The following is a 16,483-nucleotide window of genomic DNA, read 5'->3' as shown; positions in this document are numbered from 1 at the left end:
CTTGTTACCCGCTTTGATGGGCGAATTGCGCCAGTTGATGTTCGCAAAGAAAACGAAACGTATTGCCAGGAAAGACCATAGGTAAACGCAGACGACAAACCGTAGAAGGATTCTTCACTTCATCGTTGAGCAATTGCATCACCACGCGATACGTGCGCTGTGCGGGTTGCCGCAGCTCGCTTTGTCGATACATTTCGGCCAGATAATAGTGGGCGGGCCAATATCCAGGCTCCTGATAGACGACCTGTTTGAACCATGCGATTGCCTGCTGTGTCTGGTGCTGCCACATCATTGCCAGGCCGAGCAGCATTTTGGCTTCCGCTGACCACTCATCCTGCGCGAGGATCTGTTGCGCATTACCAGCGGTCTGAGAAAACTCGCACTGTTCGAGGGCAATCACCCCCTGAATAATCAGCGCATCCTGATTACATGGATCATTACGCAATACGCAGGCAATACATTCCTCAGCCTCAGAAAAGCATTTTTCATCGAGGCAGACACGTGCCTTTTTCAGCCAGTCATCAGACTTAAGAGCCGTTGGCGCAGGTGGTTCGATAACAACAGGAGGTGCTGTAAGTGGCGTTCGTACCGCAACCCTGGGCGTGGGTACGACCCGGAGAGATTCGCTATGGTGGCAAAAATAGAAGATACCGTCTTCTTGCTCCAGCTTAAGGATGTCGAAATTGTTGGCCAGCGTTTCCGCATTACCAAAGAACAACGCTCCCCGTGGCTGCAGCATCTTCAGCAAATTACCGTGCAGTTCGCGGCGTGTTGGCGTGTCGAAGTAGATAGACACATTGCGCAGCAAAATGATGTCAATCTCTGGCAGGAATTGCTCTTTTATAATGTTAGCGCGGTGAAACGTGACTTTTTCACGGATCGCATCATGCAGACGATACTGATTTCCTGTACGGGTAAAGTAGCGCTGCTGGATAAGCGGTTCGACGCCACGAAACGAGTAGCTGGAATAATTGCCATTTCTGGCTTTGGCCAGGATCGCCGGGTCAATGTCACAACCGTAGATTTCGACCCGCCCCGCCATGTCATCGTGGTATTTTTCATGCAACTTGATCGCCAGCGAGTAAGCTTCTTCCCCTGATGAACATCCTGCGCTCAGGATGCGTACCGGTCCGCTACGTTGCTGCAGGAGACGAGGCACCCATTTGTCACAGATTAAATCCAGCGTATCGCTTTCGCGAAAAAAATAGGTTTCGTTAATCGTAATCAGCGTAATGAAACTATCGAACTCATCCTGAGAAAGGCGGAGTTGCTCATAGTATTCATAATAATTACTGATAGCCCGCTCAGCCATTCGTCGACTCAGCGCCGATTTCAGCAGTGCTTCCATCGCATTATCAAAGTGCAAACCAACCCGGTCCTTTATCAACCGGGCATAATCAGGGAGATTGGGTATCATGGCAATTGGCTCTCGAAATGCCCGTGAAAAGCCATCGACAGCAGGACCTTTGCGAGACCATCCAGCGGGATCGTGCGATGTATCAGTTGCTTGTCGATAGCGTTCTTGTTCATACCAAAAACAACAGAACTTTCTTCATCCTGCGCCAGCGTTCTGCCTCCACGCTGGAAAATGAGTTCAATGCCACGACAGCCGTCGCTCCCCATCCCGGTCATAATCAACCCGACAGCTTTTTCACCGAACACTTCTGCGACCGACTCCAGTAGCAGATTACAGCTCGGGTGATAAACATCACTGTCCTGTCGCGGGATCGCTGCCAGACGTTGATCGCTTTTAACAATCAAATGTTGCTCAGGCGGTAATACATACACATACCCCGCTTCCACCCGATCATCTTCCTGCGCCAGTCGCACCTTCAGATCGGTCACGCTGTCCAGCCAGTGCACCATATTTTTCGCAAAACCATCGGCAATATGTTGGGCAATGAGTACCGGACAGGGGAACGTACCGGGTAAATCCTGCAGTAGCTTGCTTAGCGCCTGCGGCCCTCCGGTCGAGCAGGCTATCGCCAGCACAAAGGGCCAGTCTGCTGTAGTCTTTATCGCATCCATCACCGGGTGAATGACCGGGATTATCGACTCTGTAGGATGGCGTAATCCCTTGATATGACGGATCACTTTCACCCCCACCAGCAGTTCCACTTTGCGATGTAGCGCGTTTGTCGATAAAGGCGCATCGCTGCGTTGGTGCAATACCGCCAGCGCCCCGCGGGAAATGTAATCCTCATCCCCGTTATTTTCAGCCCCAAAGCGCATGACCAGTATGGGAATAGCTCTGGTCGCCATAATGGTCTCAACGACCTCGACGTTATCGGCGGTCGAGTTTTCCAGCGTCAGGATCAGCAGGTCAGGCATCAGTTGTTGCAACAGTCGAATCGCCTGTCGACGATGGGCGGATTGCCCCACGACCTTAATATGCGGGTGATCTTCCAGTTGCTTAACCAGGTCATTGCGCGAGACGCTGCCCAGGTCGAGGATCAGTACCCGAATGTTGTCGCTGTTCATGCATCCATATCCGTCAGGGTAAATGACGTCGAGGCCTCTTTCAGCGCCTTCGACAACTGCGTCATATCCTGACTTACGATCAGAATGTCTTTGATGGACTGCGAGGTATAGTTACTGGCGACGACAATTTCGCGTAGCGCCATCACCACTTGATTACTTGCCGTTTTCTGCTGCTGTGTTGACAGTGAAATTTGCAGCGCAGCCGTAGACGTTTGTTCTGCGGTAACAACGATATCGTTCAGATGTTCAGCGCTCACTTTACAGGCTCTGGCTCCTGCTTTGATGCTCTCACCGCCTTTTTCCGCATTCAGCACCAGGCGGTTGATCGCATTTTGTATTTCGCTGATCTTATTCTCGATCTCAACTGTCGACTCGGTTACCGAATCGGCCAGGCGACGGATCTCAGCCGCCACAACAGAAAAACGTTTTCCAGCTTCTCCGGCACTGGCCGCTTCCAGCGCCGCATTGAAGGCAATCAGTTTAGTTTGATCCGCGACGCTATTAATAATCACCATTACGCGACTGATTTCCGTCGACTTGTTGCCGAGCATCATGATTTCTCGCATGTTTTGCTGATTATCGTTGTCGATATCCGTCATACGCATCAGCAATTGCGACATGGAATCTGAGCCTTTGTTGCAATCTTCCAGCGTCTGATTTGCAATATCGACGACCGCGCGCGAATGCTCGGCTATCTGGGTGGAGGAGGCTGACAGCTCCTCCATCGTAGAGGTGATTTCCGCTACCGAAGATGACGTCTCCACGCTGGTTGATGCCTGTCCATCTACCGCTTCAGTAATATGCAGCGATGCCTGATGTACCGAATTGGCGTGAGAGACCATATCCCCCACCAGCGAGTGCAGGCGCTGACGCATCATTTCTACCGCGCCCAGCAGTTCGCCAATCTCGTCATGGTGGTCAACCTGGACATCAACTGTTAAATCACCTTCCGCGATGGTCTGGGCAATTCTCAGCACCCGATTTAAACGGCGTGAAATAAGGAAACGGCTGGCCACGGCAATAAGAAGTAAAATGACTGGCAACAGCAGAGCGGTAAACAGCAATAAACCATTGCGAACAAGGTTGCTGCTCCTGGCAACATCATCCACGTAGCTGGTCGTGGCAATGATCCAATTGATCCCTTCAATATATTCATAGACAGCGACTTTGGTCTTGGGAGCAGCACCATAACCGCTCACCCAGTTGTAATAGGTGATCCCATTTTTATGTTCGAGGATATCGGCAAAGAGCTTATAACCATTGGCGTCAGTAATATTGATAGCCTGTTGGTTACTTAGCGAAGGATGCGCCAGCATAAGTCCCGGTTCGAATCCGGCATCCAGCACGTAGGCGTAACCATTTTTACCAATATGCACATCCAGCAGTTGCCTGATAATCGGTTGCAGGGTTTGTTTGACATCAAAACCCACCGCAACAGCGCCAACAACCTGACCGTATTTATCGGCAATTGGCTCATAGTGGCTAATAAACTGCTTTCCAAATAGCGTGACAACGCCAGAAAAAGGTTTGTTTTTCAGCAAGAGCGGTAATGCAGGGTTATCGTGTCCCAATGCTGTCGCCGTCGCCGTGTTACCAGAACTCGCCAGTAACGTACTGCTAACACGAACAAACTGTTCGCCTTGCAAAACAAAAGTACTGGCGAATACGCTGGTTAACTCGGTGAAATGCGCGTTGGTATTTGGGTTGCTCAGAACCGCTTTTAATTCAGCTGCATCCATATAGCGCAGCGGTTTTCCTGCGACGTTTTGGTAGTTGTTAATATAAACATTGCTGTAATGCTCAGCATCTCTGGTGACCCTCTGAAACTCATTAGAAATACTATTATGGAAAATGCGCGTATTGGTCTTAATCATTTCCAGCGCATTGACCTGCAATTCTTTGGACAGATAAGACGATAAAATAAAAGAGGCACCAATCAATAGCGTGGCGATGCACACAACCAGAATCATTCCGAGCTTCATCGCAACACCAGGATGAATATCGCGCAATGAGGATAATAAGCGTGTCCCCGGCCCACCTCGTGATACGGTAACCGAACGTTCTTTTACTTTAATAATGTCACTCATAATTTTTGTTCTCTACCTGAGAAGAAACTGCTCTTTTTTGAGTCATAATTGCGTTAGCGCTACGCTATTCCAGCGTGAGCAGCGGCGTCGGCTTGCCGATGTGATATCCCTGTAACCACCCCACATTCATTTTTTCCAGGCATGCCTGAATATTGGCGTTTTCAACAAACTCAGCCACCACCTGCATATTCTTCATTTCGGCGACGCGGCAGAATGACTCAACGATGTAGTAGCTGATTTCACTTTCAGTGATCCGTCGAATAAATGAGCCATCTATTTTCAAAATATCTGCTTCGATATTCATCAGACGTGCATGACTGGCGAACCCGGTACCGAAATCATCAATCGCTACGCGGCATCCCAGCTTGCGAATTAAACATAGCGTTTCAACGGTTTGTTCTTTATCTGACAGCGTATCGGCTTCGGTTATCTCAAAAATAACCCGCTGGGGATCCACCGCGTAATCCTGTAAGAGTTTTGTGATCTGCGAGACAATGTTTGAACGGCATACCGTCACCGGGGCCAGATTAATAGAGAAACAACGTTTGGGGTGGCTCGACATCGCTTTCAGCGTATTTTCTATTACCCATAAGTCGATTTCTGGTGCCAATCCAGCCTCATGCGCAACCGGCAGAAAACTATTTGGTGGAATAAATTCCCCCTTATCATTCAGCATGCGGATCAATATTTCATGATACGGATCTTCACCATTGGTACTGACTATTGGCTGAGCCATCAGTACAAATGCATTGTTATCCAGTGCATTTTGTAATGCCGTGCGAATATCCGTTTTATCGACAATGTGGTTACCGAGGATCCGACTATGCTGCGCTTCAAGATTTTCAGGTCGGCCATTGGTCAGCGATAAACCCGCAGCCATGCCCAGTTTGCCAACCAATTGATAGATGTCATCGCTAATATCATTAATCAGGCAATAACCCAGGCCACTACGAAACCCCAGCCGCTGGTTGTTATGAAAGAGGCGAAAACTGTTGGCGGCCTGATACAAATCGCATAATCGCTCGTACGTACAATTTTCAAGCCTGATCAGCAGATCATAACCGGCGTGATAATAAACTTTCTCACTTTCAACTAAATATCGCTGCAGATGTTCAGCCAGAATCTTCTGGTAGCGCGCGCGAAAATGAAAACCATAGCGGCGGGAAAAGAGTTCCAGCTCAGGCAACTGAATCAGGCAGACCGTTGCGTGATCGGTAGTAAATAACTCTGTCTTCAGCGCCCGTAAATTCGCCATTCCCGTCATCGGGTCAGTCAGCCCCAACAACAAGGCTTGGCTAAACCGCTGACGGGTAAATTTAGCCAATGCTCCCATGACAACAATAGTGAGAGAAAAGACAATGATAAGCGTTGAAACCAGCGCCTGATGCAGCATAAAACTTTCGTCGCTGGCGATATAAGTGTCGGTATGCTTACCTAAAATAATTAACACGATTGTCCACACCAGCATGGTAAACGAGTGGCCAATCTTTATGGCTCCCCACAGCATTAACGGGAACAGTAGAATCAGGCAATAGAACGAGAAAAAAATATTCGTAATATTCGGTGATGTTAAACATAACATCAGACAAACCAGCAGCGTCCACCATGTAATAACACCGTATGCGCTGACATCACTTTTACCCTGATAGCCAGGGGACTTCTTAAATGTAAACAGATACGACGGACGACGCAGGATCCGAAAGACTTTGTAGAAAAAGGGAATTCCCGTCAGACAACCGCTGGTGATCCCCTGGATGCGCACCAGCATTTCCAGACTTAATACATGTAAATTAGCCACATCCGGGCGCAGGTTGTGAGGAAAAAATACGGCCAATATTTTACTTAAAGCCAGGTACAGTAAAATATTGAAGCCACATAACCAGACTATGCGATTTAGGCTGATTTTGATGCGACCAAAGCTGGCGCGGCTACGCTTGCCCGTTATTTTGCGGTAAATTGCATAGCTCAATGTTGATGCCATCGTCAGGCATAGCGCATCCACCCGTCCATCTTGTGGACCAACCAGAAACATTACCGTCAAAAACAGAATAAATCCTGGTAGTACCCGAAAACCAAAAAGTACCAACGCGGCGGAAAAAACGGCCAACTTGAGATCGTAAACTGTTAAAATATTATTATTGAAAATACAGTAACCGTTAAGATATTGTGCCAGCAGATAAAAAAGTCCAGGCAAGGCTAGTGGCAGGCACCATTCCTGAATACTTTTGACAGAATTTGTCTTTATTATTGCGTCCAAATCAATTTATCCGCTATACACCATGCTCTGGATAATTCGAGTTGCAGGGAAAGAGTGGCTACCGACGGGCTTACTGTAGTAAGTGATTCGGATGAATAAACGCAGCCAATGCTTATACAACTTAAAGTATGACGAGCATATACCAACAGGACTTTAATCCCGGCTTTAATGTTACAAACAAATCCATTTGGGTCATTCGATTAACTATCGTGAAGTTTTTAACATTGAACGCGCACTGAGAAAATAAAGTAAGGTTCTGTAATGAAGAAACTATCTTATTCAGTTCGAATCAGAAAATAAACCATCAGTTATAGATAAAAATGGACATTGCACGAGAGAAGAAATGCTCTTTAGCCTCATAAAAAGGCGCCTAATTTATTGACGCGCCTCAAGTTATAAGTTTCACGCCACTCATTCCAGGCACATCTTACCAGTGTGCGCGAATTTAATTCTCAGACAGTATTAATGTCAACTTTAATATAATGAAGGAATGATGATAGAAAATGTATTTTAATGTACAGTTTTGCCTGTTGACGAAATGGACAGCGTTACCTATATTCGTAATCCGTTATTTTTTCATTACCCTATCTGATCACCTGTAAATCACTTGTGGTGACAGAGGGATTTCATACCTTTCATCTATTGTAAACGGTTGAATACGGTTAGCGCGTAACAACCGGAGCATACATGTAGCGCTGCGCAGTTTCAATAAAGTAAGCGAAATAGCCTAATGAGACAGGCTCTGAGCAGTAAAAAGTCTATTCAGCATATATTAGTATTATCAGGAATTAACGAAATCCGTGGCAAAGTCTCTGTTTTCCCTTAAAGCAGTTAAGGGGTGGCAACATTCAATCACCGGCAAAATAACTCAGTTTTTGCTGGCGGGGATCATCATCGCTTTTAGCGCGGGGGCCTTTACCAGTTGGAGTTTGATAGACAACTTTTCCTATCAGCAGTGGGTGCAGAGAGCTGAGGCGAATGCCCAGATCATGACCTACATTATTCGCAGCGTATATACCAACGTTTCAGTTGAAACCAGCGACGCAGGGCAGATATCCCGTATCGTATCGGACAGGCAACTTGGTGATACTGACTCTATTCTCCAGACCGGTTATAACCCTGTAGATGTTCTGGCTCTGGCATCAGTACAAACACATAACCCTACCTGGCTGTTCCTCTATACGCCAGATAAGGGATTTGTAGGCATCAACAATAAATCAGAAGAGGGAGACGGGATAATCTCCTTCGCCGATCGTCGCCCCCATGACGTACTGGTCAATTACTATATCGGGTTCGCCCAAATTAACGGCGAAGAGTGCTTCATCAGTGCTGTGCCTATTCTGACGCCGTCAGGTGAAATCCTCGGTAGTCTGATCAGCAGCATCGGTAAGAAAAGCGATCTGTACGCTGCCTACGATGCGATGCTGAAAAAAAGCGGTGTCATTTTCGTATTAATTTTACTGGTGACGCTGGCGCTGGTAACAATGTTCATGCGTCGCTTATTCCGCCCAGTTCCGCTACTGATTAACTCCCTTACCCGCATTGCCAGGGAAGAAACCGACTGCGTAACCCCTTATCTCGATCAGGACGATGAGATTGGGCATCTGGCAGGCGCTATTGAAAAATTACGGGTTGCCATGAAAGAACGCGGCTATCTGCAGCGCATGCATGAAATGTCGCAAAAGATGGAACATATGGCCCATCATGACTCGCTGACTGGCTTACCAAACCGTGTCTCTTTTGGTCTGGCGCTGGATAAGCGTGTCAGTGAAATCCATCAGGAAGGAAAGCAGTTCAACCTGCTGTTGATTGACCTCGACAACTTCAAGCCAGTGAATGATACCTTCGGCCACAAAGCGGGCGATGAAGTGTTAGTCAGCGTTGCCCAGCGTCTGCAGTTACTGCTGGGACCGGATGATATGGCGGCCCGTCTGGGCGGCGATGAATTTGCTATTTTGCAACAGGTCAGCGATAACGCCGTCAAAGAAGCTAATCGCCTGTCAAAGCGCATCATCCGTGCGCTGAGCACACCATTTAGCTCAAGCTCCCACACCTTTTCTATTAGTTGCAGCATTGGCATCACCACCGCACCTTATCAGGGCAATAACACCTCGACATTGATGATCAACGCTGACCTTGCCATGTATGCGTCTAAACATCATGGCCGCGGTTGCTTCCATTTCTTTGAAGATGGCATGGTCATGAAGCAAACACACAGCCTGTTCATTAACCAGGAAATTATTGATGGAATTGATAACGAGGAGTTCGAACTGCACTATCAGCCCATCGTTAATCTGGAAGATGAAAGTATCTGCGGATATGAATCACTGATTCGCTGGAATCACCCGACCAAGGGACTGATTTATCCTGACTATTTTATCAATATTGCCGAAAGCTCTGGTCTGATTGTGCGTTTAGGCGAATGGATTATTCGCCAGTCCTGCGAAGCGGCCGCCAAATGGCCGGAACGAATCCGCATTGCTGTCAACGTATCAGCCTACCAGTTGCACAGCCCCGGGCTGGTCGACGTCATCAAAGATGCATTACGCACCAGCCATCTTTCGGCTGACCGCCTTGAAATAGAGATCACCGAATCCGAAAAACTGGATAAATCTATTGCGCTACCCGTTCTGCAAGAGATTCGCTCAATGGGGATCGACATCGCGATGGACGATCTGGGGACAGGATATGCGGCACTGGATTATTTGCTGATCTACCCTTTCACGCGGATCAAGATTGCCCGAACGCTTATCGATAAGCTCGAGCAGGATAATGCCAGTCAGTATTTGATTGTTATGCTGATCCAGTTTGCTCACAAATACAATATCTCAGTCACTGCGGAAGGCGTGGAAACACCGCTCCAGCGCGACATCCTGCGTGATATAAAGTGCAAAAATGTTCAGGGGTACTTCTTTAGCTATCCGCTTCGCGAACGCGAGGTACTGTCTGCTTTTGCCGATGTCCTTATCGAAGAAGAGCCAGCCCATGCCTGAGATATTACGTTTGACGAAGCAAATGCTGCTCGTCGTTTCTTTGTTACTCTCTCTCTCAGCGCACTGCGCAACGAGCCTTCCGCAGGGGGTGAACACACTTGAGCAGATTGCCAGTAAGAATACGATCAGCCTCGGTTACCAGGATGATGCGTTTCCGTTCTCTTATCTGGAGGGGAAATCTCCCACTGGCTATTCCATTGATATTTGCAAAAATATCGTCAGCGCACTCAAAACCAAGCTCCAGCTTAAAAATCTGAAAATTGAGTGGGTAAAAGCAAATTCGGCATCACAGTTTGTGCTGATTAAAAAACACATGGCAGATATCATGTGCATTCCTGCTTTTTATTCAAAAAGTCGACACAACCTCAGTGAGTTCTCACTGCCGTTTTACTTTTCCAGTACCCGCTATATGATGCGGAAAAATGAATACAACAACGCTCTGGAAGAACTGTCCGGACACAGCGTCCTGGTAAAAAGCGGAACGGTATACGTAGACCAATTACAAAAAATCAATGCGGCAAATGCCCTGAATATTAACATTGAACTTGATACCAACAACACTATCGCCTTCCATGAGATCCAGAGCGGTGAATATTCTGCGCTTATTTCCAGCACCGTATTACTTAAGGGTATGATTGCACAAGCTGAAAATCCTGAGGACTATAAGTTATCCAATATTGCGCTCAGCGATCCTCTTCCCGCAGGGCTACTAATCCCTTTACACGATAAAGAATTTAAAGAGTTTGTTGATAGCACATTATCCTCACTGATAACCAGCAATGAGTTCACCGTCCTCTACACTAAATGGTTTCAGTCTCCGATACCACCAAAAGCCATCAATTTAAACATCCCCATGTCAGACAATCTGAAAGCATTAACGGCGGCTAAAAAGAAGATCAGTTTTGATTATGAAAAGTATAATTAATAATGAGATGACAATGGTGAAACGCGCCATGCACTGGTTGATCTTACTGGTTGGCATTATCGTGTCCCCTGTACTGATGGCACAGCAGGATGCCTCGACGCTTGAGCATATTCAGAACAACAGCGTACTGAACGTCGGTTATCGTCAGCTCCCTCCCTTCTCCTTTACCGACCACAACGGTAAAGTTACAGGTTATACTATTGCGGTATGTAACATCATTGCGGATAAATTACGCCTGTATTTGAAGCTCGATACCTTGACCATTCATTATATTCCGGTGAATTTTGCTGAGCGATTTTCAGCGTTAAAAAATCGTAAAATAGATATGGACTGTAGTGTAAATGCTAATGCGCCAGAACGTATTTCCAGTGTTTCCTTTTCTGTCGATTACTATATCGCAAAAATGCGAATCATCTCTTTACGTAGAAATAATATACATACGATTGAAGATCTAACAGGAAGAACGGTAAGTCTGCCAGGCAGCTCGAAGGATTTACTGGAATTCAACAAGACCAACAGAGAGAAACATCTCAATATTTCAACGATGACTTCCACAACGATAAATGGTGCATTTAATAAAATGGCGCAGAATGAATCCGCGGCATTCTTTATTGATGATATCCTGGCCTATCCTTTGATTAATCATAGTGAACATCCTGAAATATTCAGTATATCCGCAGAAACAATCGGCACTGATATGCACTATGCGATTATGATGAGGAAAAACGACCCACGGTTTGTGGCGTTTGTAGACAGTACCCTGAAGACTATTTTTGCCTCACAGACAGACGTACAGTTGCGCAAAAAATGGCTGATGCCCTATTCCTGCCAAAATATGAAAAATCAGCCACCAATCGGTTGTCCACAGCGCAATTGAACATTATCAGCGTCTGTTCACTCCCTCGATTATTGCGCCTCTGGAAGCTTCCCGGGGCGCTATTACTGCTATTAGCGGTCAATTCGTTACGTGCAGCATGGGATTTCGCCACGATCATGCAGAAGACCGATGCACTCTATGGACCAGCCAATGCAGTCGCTCAACAGCGTATCAACGCCTGGCAACAGCTTTTAATTCAATTACGTAATGCAGACGAAAAAACGCAATTACGCGAGGTAAACCGGTTTTTTAATATTCAATTACGCTACGCCGAAGATAGCGACATCTGGCATAGCGTGGACTATTGGGCAACACCCGTGGAGTCCCTGCGCAAAGGTGAAGCGGACTGTGAAGACTACGCCATCGCGAAGTATTTCACTCTCCGACAGTTGGGCGTTGCTGACGATAAACTGCGCATCACCTACGTTAAAGCCCTGCGCTATAACAGGGCGCACATGGTGTTGACCTGGTATGCCACACCTGGCGCCATTCCTCTGGTACTCGATAGCCTGACAAACACCCTTTCACCTGCCACGCAGCGTATGGATTTATTACCTGTTTACTCCTTTAACGAGAGTGGTCTCTGGCTGCCTGGCAATCAGAACAATAAACGTATTGGGGACAGCAAGAGACTTTCTCGCTGGCAGCAAGTATTCACAAAAATGCGGGAAGAAGGCTTCCCAATGGATAAATAGGAATCGTCAGTGTCTCTTTTTAAACAGTTACTATTGGCAATCTCTCTCTTTATGATGATTGTGTTCAGCGGCAGCTTTATCGTGACGCTGGAGAGTTCTCGCAATCAGTACAGCAACCAGCTTCTTGCACATGCCCAGGACGCGGCAACGGCTCTGGGCGTTTCGCTCACACCAAACATCGACGATCCGGCAATGATTGAGCTGATGGTAAGCTCAATTTTTGATAGCGGCTATTACCAAAAAATCCGCATTGTTGATCTGACAAACGGAACAACGATGCTTGAACGGCACGCTGCGGCGTCAATACCGAATGTTCCCGGCTGGTTTGTTGATCTGGTGGATGTGGCACCACAAACAGGCCACGCGACAATCATGCGGGGCTGGCAACAAGGCGCACGCGTGGACGTCACCAGCGATCCTATCTTTGCGGTTCAGCGTCTGTGGAGCAGCACATTAGGTAATCTTATCTGGATGCTTTCCTGCAGCCTCGCCTGCCTGCTCGCAGGCATTCTGCTGTTGCGTAAACTGCTGCGCCCGCTCAATTATCTGGCGAAACAATCGGAAGCCATTACACGTCGCGAATTTTTGACGTTGCAAGAACTGCCTAAAACACCGGAACTACGGCGCGTCGTCGGAGCCATGAATTTGATGGCCACTAAACTCAAATCATTATTTGAAGAACAAGCCATCAACAGCGAGCGCCTGCACAATGAAGCTTATCTCGACAGCCAGACCGGTATTGCAAATCGTCGGGCGTTCGATATGCAGTTACAGGCGCGCCTGAGTGATACCGATACCGCACCAGGATATTTGATGTTGATCCGCGTTCAGGATTTAGGGGGGCTGAACCAGCGGTTTGGCGGGCCACATACCGATAAACTGTTGCTCAACATTGCTAACCTGCTGAATACGCATAAAGCAAAGTATGCTCCCCTCGACAGTACACTCGCCCGTATTCGTGGTGGCGAGTTCGCCCTGATCTGCCCAGGTGTCACGCTGGGTGAAATGCTGGAACTGCGCCATTCACTCACGCAAAAGCTGACCTCATTTTATGCCACTGGAATGTCAGACCAGCAGCCGGTCGCCTACTCAAGCATGGTGCCATTCAGCGCTGGAGATAACGCGCAATCGCTGCTGATTCAGGCCGACCGCCAGTTGGTGGAAGCAGAAACGCACACCGACCATCAGGGCGTTACCGCCATCGGGGTGGCAACGGTGAACGAAGATCAGCATTTGTGGTTTGTTCGCCTGGAACAGGCGCTGGAGAACCAGCAATTTCAGTTGGTTTATCAGCCCGTTGTGGATTGTCATCAGCCGGATAAGATCCTACATTACAAGGTACTGTCGCGCATTGTTGATGAACAGGGTAATACCATTAATGCGGGTCGATTCCTGCCGTGGATCCACCGCTTTGGCTGGAGTCATCGCCTTGACAAGGTAATGTTAAAACTGACCTTAAATCAGCTAAAAATCGCCCCCGGAATGTTAGCATTGAGTATTTCTGGCAGCTCGCTAGCCAGTGCCAGCGCTATTTCCGAGCTCTTAAATCCACTGAGATACTCCCCTAAGCTTGCCAGTCAGTTGATCCTTGAACTGGATGAAAGCCAGTTGCCAGGGCCGGGCCAGATGGCGATGTTTGTTAAAGCAGTGAGTCAGCTTCGCTGCTCGCTGGGCCTGCAACACTTCGGTAGCCGCTTCGATATGATTGGGCATCTTTCGCAATGGGGACTTGCCTGGCTGAAAATCGACAGCAGTTACATCCGCAATATCGATAAAGAAAAAGATAAGCAGTTGTTTATTGAAGTGTTGTGCAACGCCACACGCAGTATTGATTTACCGCTAATTGCTGAGCGTGTTGAAACAGAAGGTGAACTAAAAGTACTACAGGCATTGGGGGTTGACGGTGCAATGGGGCAGCTTTTGGGTGAACCCGCTCCACGTTGAAAAAACAGGCAGGCTGCGTAGTAGTCTGCCTGTTGAGATTAAAAAATGCGATCATCGCCGCCAAGTAATTGCTCTAACCCGCCAAGTTCCTGACGGGCGTTCGCACGATTCATCAGTTTAACCTGCGCCTTCGGCGGGAGATCCGTAATGGCAATAACACCTTTACGGATCAACAGGTAAATCAGATCGTCCAGCACGCGTACCATTTCCAGGTCACTCTTTTGCAGCATGGCGAGGAACTGTTGGTTATCAATTTCAGCGCTTTTGCTGTCGTTTTCACTCGCGGACTGCATGTTTGTATCAGGTGGTAGCGAATTCATGTTATTGCCTTGTATGTGATGTGACGCGGCTGCCCTGTCCCATAGAGAAGTAATTATTGTTTGGTGAATATGTTTTTTTGGCTATCGGTGAAAACGGCGTACCGTGAACAGCACTCGGCGTTAAGCACCTCGAGTAATTTCCTGACCATAACCTTACTCAACTCTCATCATTATTTTTATAACCCTATTAATAAACTCACAAACAAATATCACATTAAATTAATGTAAACATTAAACACTCAATATGGAAAAATACACATTTTTAAAAACGTATTTATATGAGACTTGACTGACAAATGAATATAATAAAAAATAACTAAAATTAAAACACGATATGACAGAACATGTTTCTGAATAGCCGCATGCAATATTCGATCTGGATAATTCATGTTTGTTAATTAATATCACGCATTTGTAAAAATAGATGATGGTGAAGACATATGGATGTCATAACCGTGAGATACAGGGCATTCATGTTATGAAGATATTTTTAGTTTTTCTGCTTTCGTTGTTTTCAATAAATTCAGCCTCTGCAGAAGACTTACGCAACACCGTTAAAGATGCATTAGCTAATCATCCAGAAGTTAATGCGGCGATAAATAGTCGTTACTCTTCAGAACAAGATCTTCGTGCCGCACAAGGTGGGTATTTACCGTCGCTGAATTTGAATGCGGAGGCTGGACGCAAAAATATTGATGATGCAACAACCCGCGCCGCTGGCAGCGCTAACGGTATGACCCAGTCTCCCAATGAGGCAACGCTTAGCCTGGAACAAAATGTGTTTAATGGTTTTGCAACCACCAGCGAAGTCGCCCGGCAAAAAGCCACCGTTGACTCACGCGCTTACAGCGTTATGAACACCAGCGAAAACACTGCATTCTCTGTGATTCAGGCCTACTTTGATGTGCTGCAACGTGAAGAATTTGTCCGCCTTGCCGAGGACGATCTGGCAAACCATGAACGAATTTACGATCAAATAAAACTTCGTACCGATCAGGGCGTTGGCCGTTCAGGCGACTTTATGCAAGCTGAAGCTCGCCTGGCGCAAGCGCGTAACAATTTGCTGACCGAGCAAACCAATCTTGAAGATGCGAAAACCACCTTTTTCAGCGTAACAGGTATGGATCCGGAAGGATTAAGCCAACCGGAAAGCATCGATACACAGCTCCCGACCTCGCTTGAAGACGCCAAAAGTAGGATGGAGAAAAACAGTCCATTACTGAAGTCTGCCAATGCGGATATTGAAGCCGCACAACAGCAGTACGAAGCGACAAAATCAACCTTCTATCCACGTGTTGACGTTGAACTGTCACGCGGGATCAGCAACAACACGGATACCACCAGCGCGCACGCGGAACAGTGGGAGGCGATGGTAAAACTGCATTACAACCTGTACCAGGGCGGCAGCGACAAAGCGACTATGGATTCTCGCGCCTACCTGCATAAGCAGGCTCAGGATGTGCGCAATAACACATTACGACAGATGAATCAGGAATTGCGTCTGGCCTGGACTGCATTACAAAACGCACGTGCCCAGCTACCATCGGCAGAAGAATATGCCGACCGTAGCGTAAAAGTACGTACCGCTTATCAGGATCAATTCAGTCTTGGCGAACGTACACTACTGGATTTACTTGATAGTGAAAATGAAGTTTTCTCATCAAAACGTCGGCTTGTTGAATTGCGATATCTGGCTGTAACCAGTGGATATCGTATTAGCGAAAGAACGGGTGAATTAATGAATGTTCTAAAAATCACCCCGCCTCCATCAGGGCAACCAGTGGATTCTGAAGAAGAAACCAACTTGCCCGAACTGCATTAATAATAAATTAAAATAAATCTCTGACTCCGCGCACTTATCATTAGCTTGCTATTATTTTAAGTGTGCGTTCAGAAATGGTTGC

Annotated in this window: 11 protein-coding genes; 6 read left to right on the top strand and 5 right to left on the bottom strand. The window is 47.1% G+C overall.

Going from position 1 to position 16,483, the window contains the following annotated elements; genetic code table 11:
• Positions 1 to 4 precede the first annotated feature (4 nt).
• The 4 genes from OGY01_RS16360 to OGY01_RS16345 all read right to left on the bottom strand — a co-directional run bounded on the left by OGY01_RS16360 (position 5) and on the right by OGY01_RS16345 (position 6,600).
• Positions 5 to 1,417 carry a CheR family methyltransferase gene (locus OGY01_RS16360; RefSeq protein WP_286493374.1) on the bottom strand — a complete coding sequence of 471 codons (1,413 nt, stop codon included), beginning with the start codon at positions 1,415 to 1,417 and terminating at the stop codon, positions 5 to 7.
• Positions 1,414 to 2,481 carry a chemotaxis protein CheB gene (locus tag OGY01_RS16355; RefSeq protein ID WP_286493373.1) on the bottom strand — a complete coding sequence of 356 codons (1,068 nt, stop codon included), beginning with the start codon at positions 2,479 to 2,481 and terminating at the stop codon, positions 1,414 to 1,416. Before OGY01_RS16355 ends, OGY01_RS16360 begins: the two co-directional genes overlap by 4 nt.
• Positions 2,478 to 4,568 carry a methyl-accepting chemotaxis protein gene (locus OGY01_RS16350; RefSeq protein WP_048220677.1) on the bottom strand — a complete coding sequence of 697 codons (2,091 nt, stop codon included), beginning with the start codon at positions 4,566 to 4,568 and terminating at the stop codon, positions 2,478 to 2,480. The genes OGY01_RS16355 and OGY01_RS16350 overlap by 4 nt, the downstream gene beginning before the upstream one ends.
• A gap of 64 nt (positions 4,569 to 4,632) precedes the next feature.
• A complete protein-coding gene (locus OGY01_RS16345; RefSeq protein WP_353622515.1) occupies positions 4,633 to 6,600 on the bottom strand; it encodes a sensor domain-containing phosphodiesterase in 1,968 nt (655 codons plus the stop codon).
• 1,025 nt (positions 6,601 to 7,625) lie between these two features.
• Between OGY01_RS16345 and OGY01_RS16340 the strand changes: the two genes are divergently transcribed.
• From OGY01_RS16340 to OGY01_RS16320, 5 genes are read left to right on the top strand one after another with little or no spacing between them, the layout of a single operon-like run.
• Entirely contained in the window at positions 7,626 to 9,818 is a 2,193-nt protein-coding gene (locus OGY01_RS16340; RefSeq protein WP_048220675.1) for a putative bifunctional diguanylate cyclase/phosphodiesterase, read from the top strand.
• Positions 9,784 to 10,743: an amino acid ABC transporter substrate-binding protein gene (locus tag OGY01_RS16335; RefSeq protein ID WP_286493371.1), complete on the top strand. Its 960-nt coding sequence runs from the start codon at positions 9,784 to 9,786 to the stop codon at positions 10,741 to 10,743. Before OGY01_RS16340 ends, OGY01_RS16335 begins: the two co-directional genes overlap by 35 nt.
• A gap of 13 nt (positions 10,744 to 10,756) precedes the next feature.
• Positions 10,757 to 11,620 (top strand): transporter substrate-binding domain-containing protein, encoded by an 864-nt coding sequence (locus OGY01_RS16330; RefSeq protein WP_286493370.1) that lies wholly within the window; start codon positions 10,757 to 10,759, stop codon positions 11,618 to 11,620.
• Positions 11,617 to 12,315 carry a cysteine protease LapG gene (gene lapG, locus OGY01_RS16325; protein ID WP_225761611.1) on the top strand — a complete coding sequence of 233 codons (699 nt, stop codon included), beginning with the start codon at positions 11,617 to 11,619 and terminating at the stop codon, positions 12,313 to 12,315. The genes OGY01_RS16330 and lapG overlap by 4 nt, the downstream gene beginning before the upstream one ends.
• A 9-nt stretch (positions 12,316 to 12,324) precedes the next feature.
• On the top strand, positions 12,325 to 14,259 hold the full coding sequence (locus OGY01_RS16320) for a bifunctional diguanylate cyclase/phosphodiesterase (RefSeq protein WP_286493368.1): 1,935 nt from the start codon (positions 12,325 to 12,327) through the stop codon (positions 14,257 to 14,259).
• 38 nt (positions 14,260 to 14,297) lie between these two features.
• Here the strand turns inward: OGY01_RS16320 and OGY01_RS16315 are convergent, their stop codons facing one another.
• Entirely contained in the window at positions 14,298 to 14,579 is a 282-nt protein-coding gene (locus OGY01_RS16315; protein ID WP_045446764.1) for a hypothetical protein, read from the bottom strand.
• A 478-nt stretch (positions 14,580 to 15,057) separates the two neighbouring features.
• Here OGY01_RS16315 and OGY01_RS16310 point away from each other — a divergent pair, with 478 nt between their 5' ends.
• Complete coding sequence (locus tag OGY01_RS16310; RefSeq protein WP_286493367.1) at positions 15,058 to 16,401, top strand: TolC family outer membrane protein; 1,344 nt, start codon at positions 15,058 to 15,060, stop codon at positions 16,399 to 16,401.
• The last annotated feature ends 82 nt before the right edge of the window (positions 16,402 to 16,483 follow it).

The sequence above is a fragment of the Citrobacter sp. Cm038 genome, from assembly GCF_030333105.1.
Classification (GTDB): domain Bacteria; phylum Pseudomonadota; class Gammaproteobacteria; order Enterobacterales; family Enterobacteriaceae; genus Citrobacter; species Citrobacter murliniae.
The sequence above is the reverse complement of the archived record's forward strand: the minus strand, read 5'-3'. Positions and strand labels throughout refer to the sequence as shown.

Coding starts and splice junctions, on each gene's coding strand:
- OGY01_RS16360 (WP_286493374.1), bottom strand. CDS start 1,417: ATGATACCCAATCTCCCTGATTATGCCCGGTTGATAAAGGACCGGGTT.
- OGY01_RS16355 (WP_286493373.1), bottom strand. CDS start 2,481: ATGAACAGCGACAACATTCGGGTACTGATCCTCGACCTGGGCAGCGTC.
- OGY01_RS16350 (WP_048220677.1), bottom strand. CDS start 4,568: ATGAGTGACATTATTAAAGTAAAAGAACGTTCGGTTACCGTATCACGA.
- OGY01_RS16345 (WP_353622515.1), bottom strand. CDS start 6,600: ATGTTTCTGGTTGGTCCACAAGATGGACGGGTGGATGCGCTATGCCTG.
- OGY01_RS16335 (WP_286493371.1), top strand. CDS start 9,784: ATGTCCTTATCGAAGAAGAGCCAGCCCATGCCTGAGATATTACGTTTG.
- OGY01_RS16330 (WP_286493370.1), top strand. CDS start 10,757: ATGGTGAAACGCGCCATGCACTGGTTGATCTTACTGGTTGGCATTATC.
- OGY01_RS16315 (WP_045446764.1), bottom strand. CDS start 14,579: ATGAATTCGCTACCACCTGATACAAACATGCAGTCCGCGAGTGAAAAC.
- OGY01_RS16310 (WP_286493367.1), top strand. CDS start 15,058: ATGAAGATATTTTTAGTTTTTCTGCTTTCGTTGTTTTCAATAAATTCA.